At 33.0% G+C, this 12,965-nt stretch carries 12 protein-coding genes; 11 read left to right on the top strand and 1 reads right to left on the bottom strand.

All coding sequences use genetic code 11. The annotated features are described in order from the left end of the window. Positions 1–20: 20 nt before the first annotated feature. The 11 genes from GTK57_RS04560 (at position 21) to GTK57_RS04510 (ending at position 11,726) form a co-directional block, all read left to right on the top strand. Positions 21–1,076 (top strand): TPM domain-containing protein, encoded by a 1,056-nt coding sequence (locus GTK57_RS04560; protein ID WP_163121571.1) that lies wholly within the window; start codon positions 21–23, stop codon positions 1,074–1,076. Further along, positions 1,070–1,630 (top strand): TPM domain-containing protein, encoded by a 561-nt coding sequence (locus tag GTK57_RS04555; RefSeq protein ID WP_152872853.1) that lies wholly within the window; start codon positions 1,070–1,072, stop codon positions 1,628–1,630. Before GTK57_RS04560 ends, GTK57_RS04555 begins: the two co-directional genes overlap by 7 nt. 194 nt (positions 1,631–1,824) lie before the next feature. After that, a complete protein-coding gene (locus tag GTK57_RS04550; RefSeq protein WP_163121569.1) occupies positions 1,825–2,238 on the top strand; it encodes a pilin in 414 nt (137 codons plus the stop codon). 68 nt (positions 2,239–2,306) lie between these two features. Beyond that, positions 2,307–4,250, top strand: a complete 1,944-nt coding sequence (locus tag GTK57_RS04545) for a tetratricopeptide repeat protein (protein ID WP_163121567.1) — start codon at positions 2,307–2,309, stop codon at positions 4,248–4,250. Further along, complete coding sequence (locus GTK57_RS04540) at positions 4,251–5,099, top strand: glycosyltransferase family 2 protein (protein WP_163121565.1); 849 nt, start codon at positions 4,251–4,253, stop codon at positions 5,097–5,099. A gap of 4 nt (positions 5,100–5,103) precedes the next feature. Then, positions 5,104–6,822: an ABC transporter ATP-binding protein gene (locus tag GTK57_RS04535; RefSeq protein WP_163121563.1), complete on the top strand. Its 1,719-nt coding sequence runs from the start codon at positions 5,104–5,106 to the stop codon at positions 6,820–6,822. Between the two features lie 17 nt (positions 6,823–6,839). Beyond that, complete coding sequence (locus GTK57_RS04530; RefSeq protein WP_163121561.1) at positions 6,840–7,634, top strand: glycosyltransferase family 25 protein; 795 nt, start codon at positions 6,840–6,842, stop codon at positions 7,632–7,634. A gap of 1 nt (position 7,635) precedes the next feature. Continuing rightward, a complete protein-coding gene (locus GTK57_RS04525; RefSeq protein WP_163121559.1) occupies positions 7,636–8,616 on the top strand; it encodes a glycosyltransferase family 2 protein in 981 nt (326 codons plus the stop codon). After that, a complete protein-coding gene (locus GTK57_RS04520) occupies positions 8,616–9,518 on the top strand; it encodes a glycosyltransferase (protein ID WP_163121557.1) in 903 nt (300 codons plus the stop codon). Before GTK57_RS04525 ends, GTK57_RS04520 begins: the two co-directional genes overlap by 1 nt. A 3-nt stretch (positions 9,519–9,521) precedes the next feature. Beyond that, positions 9,522–10,616, top strand: coding sequence for a UDP-galactopyranose mutase (gene glf, locus GTK57_RS04515; protein ID WP_163121555.1), 1,095 nt, complete (start codon positions 9,522–9,524; stop codon positions 10,614–10,616). A gap of 33 nt (positions 10,617–10,649) precedes the next feature. Continuing rightward, entirely contained in the window at positions 10,650–11,726 is a 1,077-nt protein-coding gene (locus GTK57_RS04510) for a glycosyltransferase family 4 protein (RefSeq protein ID WP_228720285.1), read from the top strand. Positions 11,727–11,728: 2 nt separating this feature from the next. Here the strand turns inward: GTK57_RS04510 and GTK57_RS04505 are convergent, their stop codons facing one another. Continuing rightward, positions 11,729–12,943, bottom strand: coding sequence for a glycosyltransferase (locus GTK57_RS04505; protein ID WP_163121551.1), 1,215 nt, complete (start codon positions 12,941–12,943; stop codon positions 11,729–11,731). Positions 12,944–12,965: the final 22 nt, after the last annotated feature.

Below are 12,965 nucleotides of genomic sequence, written 5' to 3'. Positions count from 1 at the left end.
AGACCATAAGGATGGTGCAGATGATTGACTCTGAAAAAAGATTTCCAATAACAAAATTAATCCAATTTATTTGTTTAAGTTGGATGATGCTTTTTACTGTCTCTGCTTGGAGTGAAACTGCGACAGCAATAGATAGTAGTGAAGATACAGTCGTTCTTGGGCAAGTCATTCAGGGTCAACAACAACGAACAGTTCAAAAAAATACGCTGCAAGAAACTCAAATTCAGCCACTGCAAGTTGAAAATGATTTAGCAGATGGTGAATTAATAAGAGCTTTGCCTACGTTAAATGAACCTGTTATTGATCAAGCGAATATCTTATCTGCAAGTGAAAAACAACAAATCAGCGCTCGAATTTTAAAGCTAAATGAACAAGCAAAAGCACAAATTGGCGTTGTGATTGTACCCACTCTAGGGCAAGAAGATATTTTCGATTTTGCAATGCGTGTTGCAGATCAATGGAAATTGGGTTTAAAAAAACAAGATAATGGCTTGCTTATGGTGGTTGCGGTGAATGATCATCGCATTCAAATTGTGACAGGTTATGGTTTAGAAGGTGTTTTACCCGATATTGTTGTAAGTCGAATTATTAGAAATAGCATCACACCTTATTTTAAACAAAATCAGTTTGCACAAGGAATTGATGCCGGTTTGGCTGAAGTTGAAACCATCTTAAATATGGATCCTGAAATTGCTACTCAAGCGGCTCAAGAGCTAAAAGAACGGCAAGCTCAGGCTTTGCATGAACAACAAGCCAAAGAGAAAACATTTAATACTGCTTTGATTATTTTAATTGCAGGGATTTTTGGCTCATTTGTTGTGGGTAAACGACTCAGCGCATCGACTGCGGCTGTTGCAGGAACTGTGGCAGGTTTGGTGAATGGGGCAGGACTACTAACAAGCTTACTTATTGGTGGGGGGATCTTCTTCTTACTTATAACCACTATCGCACAAATTTTATTACAAGCAGTTTTATCGGGTGGTGGACGTGGTGGTTCGGGAGGTGGTAGAAGTGGTGGTGGATATAGTGGCGGAGGCGGTGGCTTTGGCGGGGGAGGAGCATCAGGATCATGGTAACAAATACAGAAACGACAAAAATTGTCACGCAACCTAAATTATTGGAAACCTCGCAGCCAAGCTTGAAAAGATGGCTAAAACATTTTTTCTTTATGCCTGCAACAAAGAGATATTTTAATCAGCAAGATCAACATGCAATTGCAGAAGCCGTTAAACAAGCAGAAAAAGGTCACGTGGGTGAAATTCAGGTGGTCATTGAAGCTTATATTCCTGCCGCACAAGCGTATTACCAAGACAGCTATGCTAGAGCGAAACAACTTTTTGCAGAAGTGGGTGTATGGGATACAGAGTTTAATAGTGGTGTTTTGGTTTATATAAATTTATGCGATAAAAAAGTGGAAATATTAATCGATAGAGGGATTAAAAAAGCGACAACAAAAGATGCTTGGAATAGTATTTGTGAGAAGATGATTCAAACCATAAAAAAACAAGAATATAGGGAAGCTGTTGTAGTTGGTGTGACAGAGATAGGTATTGTTTTGGATAATTATTATACTGATCAATACCAAGATATTGAGAACGAGTTATCTAATTCGCCTATTATTATTGGATAAATTACAAAATAAAGTGACAAATATTGTCACTTTATTACAATAAAAAACATTAAAAAAATGTATAAAAATAATTCGACATAAAACTCTGTTTTTATTTAAAAAATAATTATAATGTGAATTGGCATGTATTGTGCTTTTTACAAAATAGCTCATAAAGCTTATAAAAACTTAACAAAACATTTGTGGAGAATGTTATGAACAATCAAAAGGGTTTTACTCTTATTGAATTGATGATCGTAGTCGCGATTATCGGTATTCTTGCAGCAATTGCGATTCCTGCATACCAAAACTACACGAAACGTGCTCATGTTACAGAAGGTTTAAACCTTGCTGGTGGTGCAAAAGCAGCGGTTGCTGAATATTATTCATCAAATGGTGATTGGCCTGCTGGTAATACAACTGCTGGTGTTGCACCTGCTGCAAGCATTAAAGGTAATGCGGTACGTTCAGTAACTGTTAATAAGACAAAAATTACAATTGAATACACATCTAAAGTTGAAAACAAGGCAACTGTAACTTTAGTTGCGGCAGCTACTAGTGGTGGTATTGAGTGGAATTGTAAAGGTGGTACATTAAAATCTGAATTACGTCCAGCTAACTGCCGTTAATTCTAAATAAAAAAAGAAGCATCAATTGGTGCTTCTTTTTTTATTGTTTTAATAATATAGAGGTAGTAATGAAAAAATCTAAATTTTATAGTGGTTTAGTTTTAATGTTATTCTCAACCTTTGTTATTTATTGGGTTGGTTTAAAAGGCGATTATGTATTCGATGATAGCGCAAATATATTAGAAAACTCTAAATTAGCAATTACAAATCTAGATTATGAATCACTAAAAGCTGCTTATGGTTCTGGTGATGCTGGTCCCTTAGGGCGACCAATTAGTATGCTGTCATTTGCTTTTAATCATTATTTAACTGGTTTTGATCCATATTATTTTAAGTTAACGAATCTGTTTATTCATTTAATAAATGGTATTTTGGTCTGTTTTTTATCTTTATTTATTTTAAAGTGGATAAATAAAGATAAAAAATTAAGTGAGAAAACTGTTGCTGTTGTGGCGATTGTTATTAGTGCAATATGGCTTATGCACCCTTTAAATTTAACAAGTGTGCTTTATATCGTTCAAAGAATGACAAGCTTATCGACATTATTTGGCTTGTTGGCTCTAGTCTTATATTGTAACTGGAGAACAAAGTCTCATTTATTTATAACAAATATATTCTTATTGTTTGGTGTAATTGGTTCATTTGTATTATCAATTTTAAGTAAGGAATCTGGGCTTTTATTTATTCTATTGTTGTATTGGATTGAGCTCCTTATCTTTCAAGTAAAAGATCGAAGCGGTATACCGCTAACAATCTGTAATATACAACTCAATAAAGTTTTGTGGTTATGTGCTTTATTCGGGAGTGTTATATTACTTTACCTTGTTCAGCCACATTTAAATCCATATGCTTTTATAAGACGAGATTTTAATTTAGAAGAAAGACTACTAACTGAATCAAGAGTTATCTTCTTTTATATCAAGATGTTTATTTATCCGCAGTTAAATGAGCTAAGCCTTTATCATGATGATTTTATTATCTCGAGATCAATTCTAAATCCAATTACGACTCTGTATTCAATTGTTGGATTAGTAGTAATTAGCCTGTCCAGTATATTGATGATAAAAAAATATCCTTTGGTATTGTTTGCTTGGGGCTGGTTTTTGATTAGCCAGTTAATGGAATCAACCGTTTTTTCATTAGAGCTAGTTCATGAGCATCGAAACTATTTTGCTTTTATAGGCATCATTCTTGTAGCAACTTATTATTTAGCTCAAATCAATAATAAAAAAATAAAGCCATTTGTTTATTTAGTCGGGTTGATATTTGTCGCAAATTTAGCATTTACGACGTGGCAAAGAGCAAGTATTTGGTCAAATTTAGTTGATCATGCTATGTATGAAGCAACGATGCATCCAAAATCAGATCGTGCAAATTATCAGTTAGCTCGTATCTACATTAAATTGATGCAAGACGAAAAAAATGAGTCTTTGAAAAAAGAATACATTAAAAAAATTGAATATTATTTGAATTTATCAAAACAAAGTTATTTGCCGGCAAATGGTGCATGGTTTGCTGAAATACATCTAAATTCATATTTAAGAAAACCTATAGCTCAAGAAACCATTGAAGAGCTAATAGGAAATTTATCAACACACCCTTTCCAAAATAGTAACATTAGCTTTTTAAGTTCATTTGCAAACTGTCAAATTAACGATTTTTGTAAACTTGATCATATACAAGCGGTACAGATTCTTGCAGCAGGGCTAGATAATAAAACGTCGAACTCTGATATTAATTCTGAAATTTATAAGCTTTTAGCGATGTATTATGTATCTATTTTTAATGATTATATCAAAGCAGAAGAATTCTTGAATAAAGCAATTTCCTTGAAAAATGATGTGAATGCTCATTTATTATTAACGCAAATTTATCGCTTACAAGGTAAACTACGAGAAGCAAATTTAGAGTTAAATAAAGCAAAAGATTTAGACCTAAAAGGGGTTTGGTTTAAGGAAATTGCAGTAGAAAAACGAAATATTGGTGATGCATTTAAAGGATTGGGGAAATAGATGAAAATCAGCGTAGTTCTTCCTGCAAAAAATGAATCTGGGGCTATTGAGGCAACAATTTCCAAAATTTTAAACTTGAAATTAGTTGATGAAATTCTCGTGGTAAATGATGGTTCAACGGACAATACAGCTGAATTAGCACAGAATGCAGGTGCTCGAGTTATTTCTCATCCTTATTCTAAAGGCAATGGTGCTGCTATTAAAACTGGTGCACGCAATGCATCTGGTGAAATTATTGTCTTTATGGATGCAGATGGTCAACATGACCCGAATGATATTCCAAAATTATTAGAAAAAATTAATGCAGGCTATGACCTAGTTGTTGGTGCACGTCAAAGGGGATCTCAAGCAAGTGTTGGGCGTGGTATTGCGAATAAGTTTTACAATAACTTAGCAACATATATGACTGAACATAAAGTTGAAGATCTAACTTCAGGTTTTAGGGCGGTTAGAGCAGAAAAATTTAGAGAATTTATTTACTTGCTACCCAATGGTTTTTCTTATCCAACCACAAGTACGATGGCATTTTTTAGAGCAGGGTATTCGATTTACTATGTGCCCATTCATGCAAGTCAACGTATTGGGAAAAGTCATATTCAGCCATTAAGAGATAGTATTCGTTTCTTCTTAATTATTTTTAAAATTGCGACATTGTATTCACCACTTAAAATGTTTTTCCCAATGGCAATATTATTGTTTCTAATGGGAACAGGGTGGTATGGATATACTCTTTATGAATATCACCGTTTTACAAATATGAGTGCTTTATTTTATACAGGAAGTATTATGATTTTTCTGATGGGTTTAATATCAGAACAAATAACTGCACTTATGTATAAAGAGAATTAGTCTGATGTTGGAAAGTTTAAAACAGCTTTGGAAAATCTTAATTCCACTCGATAAGCGTAAAGTCATTTATGTGCTTATTTTAGTCATGGGTATGGCATTTATTGAATCTGCGGGTGTCATTTCAATTATGCCATTTTTGGCTGTTTTATCTAATCCGTCAGTTATAGAGACCAACTCCGTAATTAACAAGTTTTATGTATTTTCTAATGCAAATAGTTCTGAACAGTTAATTGTATATTTAGGGATTATTTCATTCATTATTGTTGTTTTTTCAACAGTATTTAAAATTATTACTCAGTATGCAGTTAATCGATTTTCAAACTTACAACGACACTATTTTTCAGCAAGATTGCTGAAAATTTATTTAAATCAAAAATATGAATTTTATATTCAAAGAAATAGTTCTGTACTTATTAAAAATGTTTTATCAGAAGTAGATCAACTCATTGGCACAATGATATTGCCGACATTAACAATGATGTCATATGGAGTGGTATTGCTAGCTATGACTGGCATATTACTGATGTATGATCCTGTTATGGCAATTGGAACAGCAAGTATTTTGGCTTTCTTTTATATTTCAATCTATATGTTTGTTAAAAATAAATTAAGTCGTATAGGTGCTGAATTTACCCAAGCAAATAAAGAAAGATATCAAAGTTGTCAGGAAGCTTTAGCTGGAATAAAAGATGTCATTATTAACAATGCTAGAGATGGATATATAGAACAATTTGAAAAATCATCACGTGTATTTGCAAGACATATTGCGACACGTGAAACTTTGGGGCAAGTTCCATTAAATATCATTGAAACTATTGGCTATGGTTCTTTAATTGGTGTTGCAGTATTACTTGTGGTATCGGGCAAGGATGTTTCACATGTCTTACCAGTATTAGGTCTTTATGGCTTTGCAGCTTATAGAATGTTGCCCGCAGCGCAAAATATTTATCGATCTATCTCGCAGCTTAAATTTTCAGAACAAGTCCTTAAAGTCTTAATTCCAGAGTTTGAATTGGAAAAACTCAATTCAGAAACTCAGTCCTCAACTCATGTTACGTCGTTAATTTTTGAAAAATCTATTCGGCTTGAAAATATAAGTTTTGCATATCCTAATCGTTTAGATAAGCAGATTCTTAAAGATTTTAGCCTTGAGATTAAGAAAAATGAAAGCTTGGGAATCATGGGTAAGAGTGGCTCAGGCAAAAGTACATTAATGGATTTAATGCTTGGTTTGTTAAACCCACAAAGTGGAAAAATCTATGTGGATGATACTGAACTTAATGATACTAATGTGGATGAATGGCGGAATTTAGTTGGCTATGTACCGCAATTTATTTATTTAGCCGATAAGTCTGTAGCTGAAAATATTGCTTTCGGCACGCCTAAAGATCGAATTGATTTAGAGCAAGTAAAAAAAGTAGCACAGCTAGCCCAAATAGATGAGTTTGTAATGAAAAACTTAAAAAATGGTTATGAAGAGCTTATTGGAGAAAGAGGCGTAATATTATCTGGTGGGCAAAGACAGCGTATAGGTATTGCGCGGGCTTTATATAAAAATCCTCAAGTTTTATTTATGGATGAAGCTACAAGTGCCCTAGATATTGATACAGAGAAAGCTGTGAATGAGTCAATAAGGGGATTAAATGGAAAGATGAGTATTATAATTATTGCACATAGGAAAAGCGCTATCCAAGCTTGCGATACTATTATTCAAATGATTTAACTGTTATTGGAGTCGATGTGCAAATTTATTTAATTTCACTTAAAAATGATAATTTCAGGCGAGAAGTTTTAGAAAATCAGTTTCCTAGAACATTTAGTAATTTTAAAATAATAGATGCTATTAATGGTAGGGAGGCTAATGCTGGAGAATATTTTAATAATATTCGAAAATTTTTTAAAAAGACTAATCGATTATTAACACCTAGTGAAGTTGGTTGCACGTTATCTCATTTAAAAGCATTAAATAGTTTTCTAGAGTCAAATGATAAATATGCATTAATTTTAGAGGATGATATTCAAGGTAATGATCAAGATATCTTAGATATATTGAATATTATGGATTCTGTTAGAAATCTAGATGGGGTTTTTATATTTGGCGGACAAGAAGGTTTTGATTTCAACAAGTATATTTTAGGCAAACCTTTTCAGATTAAAAAATCGAATTATATGTATTATGAGGTGTCTAAATTTTCACAAAGATTTATTTTGAGAACTTGCTGTTATGTTGTGAATAGAGAAATAGCCCAATATATTTTGAGTATACATGAGGATTGTTTACGAAATGCAGATGCATGGTCGACAATATTAGAATTAAGTTCTTATAGAATGTATTATGCAAATTATTTAAGGCATCCTGTGGATTTAACAGATAGCACTATAGAAAGAGAGAGAGAAAGTTTTTATGAATATAAATTTTTGAAAAGAATTTATAAGCAAGGAATCCTTTGGAAAATATTTAATAAAATATATAATGAATTCTACAGATTAATATTGCTGATTTTAGGATTCAAAAATATTTTTAAAGAGAAATAAGTTGACTTTAATAACAGTTGTAATACCTAGTGCTGGTCGTCGTCCTGAATTATTAGAACGTGCTATTAAAAGTGCGATAATAGATGATTTGGATATTCAAACTGAAATTGTTGTTATTTTGAATGGGGAAGATGGTGTTAAGTTTGATATGAATTCTGCTTTTGGCCATCCTTTAGTTAAATATTATAAATTAGAAGAAGGTAATGTTTCAAAAGCAAGAAATTATGGGTTATCAATTGCAAAAGGAAAGTTTATAAGATTTTTAGATGATGATGATTACTTAAGCATAGATATTCATCAGTTACAGATTTCTAGAATGGTAAAGAATAATTATGATATTTCAACCTGTGATATTGATATTCTTGATGAAACAGGTAAGTGGCATGGGCGGAGCTACGCTGACAAGATAAGTAAAAATGGATTAGTTTCACTCTTAAGTGTTAATTGTGTTGTTTTACCATTAGCACATTTGTATAAAGCATCATTTATAAAAGACTGTAAGTGGAATGAAGCGATCTGTAATGCTGAAGATTTAGAGTGGTTGCATACTGTTGCAAGAAAACGACCGAGATGGATTATATATGACGAATGTGTAGGATACTGGTATCAACATAATGATAATAATAGGTTGTCGTATGCAACAGTTAATCAAGAGGCCACGAAAGTTTGTGCTGAGCAATTAATGTGTACTTATAAAGTTCATAAAAATAATGAAGCATTATCTAACTTGGAAAGCATTGTAGCGTATGGCTTATGGAAAGTGATTCATAAAGCATTTTACCTAGATCCTTTTTACTGGACAAAAATAGCATTATTTGCAAGAAAGTTAGATCCCAAGGCGGTTCCTGAAGGTCGAATATTTGTTTATTTCCCTTTTCCGTTATTCATAGAATGGTTGATGATACCTAAAAGGCTTTCAAATTTTTTATGGAGAATTTTAAAAGCTAAAGTTAATAGATCGTATTACATTCGGAAATTTTAATGAAAGTTTATATTGTCGTTGTTTCCTATAATCGAAAAACATTATTGACGAAGTGTTTAGATGCTTTGATAGGACAATCTTATGTGTTTGAAAAAATTATAGTTGTTGATAATTCATCAACAGATGGAACGATTGATTATTTAAATCAGAATGGTTTTCTTAAGAATACCCTCGTAAATCTTTTGCAATTGGAAAGTAATACAGGCGGAGCAGGTGGTTTTGCAGCCGGGATGAAATATGCTTTTGATAACGGTGCAGATTATGTTTGGATGATGGATGATGATGCTGTACCACATCAAAATGCTTTAGAGCAATTGATGAAACATGCGACACCAAATCATATTTATGGTTCACTCGCTGTAAATGGTGAGGATACTGCTTGGACTACAACCTTATTGCCAGAATCTAAAATTATTGATTTTAAAAATTTAGTTCCGGAAATATCAGAGGTGCAATCTTTACCTTTTTTAGGTTATTTAACAAGTAAAGAAATATTTGAAAAATTAGGATTACCAGATATTTCATATTTTATCGCTGCTGATGATGTTGAATACTGCATAAGAGCACAACAAGCAGGATTTAAGACTTATATTTGTGGTGAAAGCTACATCGAGCATCCAAAATCTGATCGTTATACTTTCAATTTATTTGGAAAAAAATTAATTTGCTTGAAATTAATTCCTTGGAAAAGATATTACGATACAAGAAATAGGCTTCTTATCGCTCGCCAGTATTATGGAGTGAAAGCATTTACTCAAACTTTACCTGCTTCGTTTGTTCGGTTATTTGCAGCACTTTTGAATGAACCTAATAAGTTTATGCAAATTAAGGCATTTTTTGTTGGTGTATATGATGCATTGTTTAAACACACAGGCAAAAGACATGATTATTGGAATTTATAATTGATGAATATTTTAATTATTGGGGCGGGATTTGCAGGTTCAGTATGTGCAAGAGAACTCGCAGAATCGGGACATCAAATATTAGTGGTAGATAGACGAGATCATATTGCTGGTAATGCTTTTGATATTAAAGATGAATATGGAATTTTAATTCATCAATATGGTCCACATATTTTTCACACGAACAGTGAAAGAATTTTCAATTATCTTTCTAAATACACAGAATGGTATAAATATGAACACCGTGTACGTGGTGTAGTTAATGGCAAAGAATATCCATTTCCAATTAATAGAGACACGTTAAATCAGTTATATGATCTAAATTTAACAGAAGAACAAGCTACTGAGTTTTATGAAAAAGTCCGTGAGCCAAAAGACACGGTTAAAACAAGCGAAGATGTTGTTTTAAATTCTGTTGGACGAGATTTGTATGAAAAGTTTTTTTTGAACTATACAAAAAAACAATGGGGATTAGATCCATCTGAATTGAAAGCAGGAGTTGCTGCACGTATACCAACTCGTACTAATTCTGATGATCGATATTTCACAGATACCTATCAAGCTATGCCACTACATGGCTATACGACAATGTTTGAAAACCTCTTAAATCATCCGAATATTTCAGTAAAATTATCAACTGAGTTTAAAGATGTTTTAAATGATGATCAGCACTTTGATCACATTGTGTATACAGGTCCAATTGATGCATTTTACGATTTTAAATTTGGACATTTACCTTATAGATCATTACGTTTTGAGCATGAACATTTATCCGATATCGAATGGTCTCAAAGTGTAGGAACTGTAAATTACCCAAATGATCATGATTACACTCGCATTACTGAGTTTAAGCATTTAACAGGTCAGAAAAATCAATCTACATCTATTGTTCGTGAATATCCAACTGCAAACGGTGATCCTTACTACCCAATTCCTCGTGACGAAAATGAAGAGCTGTTTAAAAAATATCGTGCTTTAGCTGATATTGAAGAAAAAGTCACATTTGTGGGGCGTTTGGCTGAATATCGTTATTACAATATGGATCAGGTGGTTGGTGCTGCTTTAAATGCAGTTGATAAAATTTTGGGTAAAAAGTAAATGAAAATAGCGTTCTTGTGCAAACGAAAATATATGTCTAAAGATGTAATTCTTGATAAATATGCTCGTTTGTATGAGATCCCTAATCAATTGTCTTTACTAGGACATGAGGTTGAATGTTTTTGCTTGAGTTATCAGTCACATAAAAATGGTGATTGGGATGAAAGCACAAATAGTAAAAAGCTCATTTGGCATTCTAAATCTTATATTGGCTTAAATAAGCTTTCGATTTTGTCTTACCCTTTTTATTTATTAAATTTATTATCAAAAAATAAGCCTGATATTATTATCGCGGCATCAGATATTCCTCATATTGTTATGGGGCAGTGGCTTGCAAAGAAATTAGATGTCCCTTTTGTTGCAGATCTTTATGATAATTTTGAAGGATTTGGGCAAGCCAAAATACCTGGGATGAAATTTCTATTACGTCAGGCTGTTTGTAAAGCGCAGCTTATTACGACTACAAGTCAAGCATTGGCAGAGCTTGTTACTCAAGAATATGGTGCTAAAGGTATAATCATTTCTATGCCAAGTACAATTGATCACAAGTTCTTTAATTGTGCCGATAAATTTGAAGCTAGAAAAAAATTAGGTTTATCTAATAATAAAAAATATATTGGCACAGCCGGTGGATTATACAAAGACAAAGGTGTCGAGGTGATTTATGAGGCTTGGGAAATCATAAAGGATCGAATTGCTAATGTGGATTTGGTTATAGCTGGTCCATTTGAGACAGACTTGCCTCCACCTAGAAGTGCACGAGTTCATTATTTAGGTGCGCTAGCTCATCAAGATGTTGCTACGCTTTTTCAGGCATTGGATGTCGGGATTATTTCTATTTTAGATACACCTTTTGGACGATACTGTTTTCCTCAAAAAGCATATGAAATGTTGGCTTGTGATTTACCTGTAGTCGTCGCTGATATTGGTGAGATGAAATATTTATTTGCTTGTGAACCAGATATGCTATTTCGTGCAGAAGATGCAGAAGATCTAGCTAAAAAGTTAGAACACCAATTATTAATTCCCAAGCAAGTAAATATACCTATTGAAGATTGGTCAGTGATTATAAAAAGTTTAGAGCTAAGGCTTACTAATCTAGTATCGTAAGTCTAATCTTTATGAAATTGCTCAATACTTTCTTGAATTAACTGTGCATATTGTTGAGATACATTTTCCCAGTCAATAAATGAAATGGTATTATTGCGAATGCGCTCTGACCTTTCTAAGGCTGTATTCGGGTTTTCTAAAATTTCTAAAATTGCTTTTACCAGTGCTGTAATATTTTGCGGGTTAATTGCTATATTCTTAATATCTGAGCCTAATAAATCTTCAATTCCAGCAACTTGTCCAACAATAACAGGGCATTGGCAACCTATTGCTTCCATTAGAGCAACAGGTAAACCTTCTTGGTCTCCATTATCGGCTCTTATAAATGGGGCAACAAAGATTGTTGCGGATTGGTAGAGTTGAGGGAGATGCTCTTGAGGTAAAGCTCCAACAAAATTCACAACTTTTTCTAAATTTAAAGTTTGAACTTGGGCTTTTAATCTAGCCTCTTCAGGCCCAAATCCTACTATTTTTAAACGTAAATGTGGATGAGTTTTGATGAGTACTGTAAGTGCTTCTAAAAGGAATGTTACGCCTTTTTTAGGGACTAATCGTCCTACAAACAATAACTCAAAGTCTTTTCTTTCTATTGTGGAATTGGGTACAAAACGACTTTTTAGGTCAATTCCCATTGGAATGATTTGAAGTTTTTTAGGATAAATATTTTGACTTTTTAGATAGTCCTCCATTGCAGAACTAACAACTGTCATTGCGGTAGAAGATTCAGCAACTTGTTTTTTTATACTTGTTAGAAATTTCCCTCGCAATCCATATAAATCTCCGCCATGAGAGGTAACAATAAAAGGAATATTATGTTTTTTTGCTAAAGTTTGGGCAATCCATCCTTGAGGTAATAACCAATGTGCGTGTATAGCATCTATTTTTCGATTATTAAGTAAGTGCTTTACATATAAATACTGACTAATGAAAAATCCAGGAACTAAAAGCCATTTCCAAAGGTAGTTCTTTAAATTAGCAACAATCCCGCCATTATTAACCAAAGATTGCATGTGTTTTGGTGCATATCTATAACGAATGACTTCAATATCATCAAATATTCCACTTGGATCTGCATTTTGAGAATCAGGGACCAAAGCAATAACATTAAACTGAGTTGTTAAGCGCTTACAAAGTTCATGTATGAATCTCGGTTCATGATCACCTTCCCAACGAGGATAGGTTGAAGCTAAAACCAATATTGTCTTTTTTTGATTCATGATATGCCTTTAGATGGAAACT

The sequence above is a fragment of the Acinetobacter portensis genome (assembly GCF_010646905.1).
In the GTDB taxonomy this organism is placed as follows: domain Bacteria; phylum Pseudomonadota; class Gammaproteobacteria; order Pseudomonadales; family Moraxellaceae; genus Acinetobacter; species Acinetobacter portensis.
This window is presented reverse-complemented; position numbering and strand designations above follow the sequence as displayed.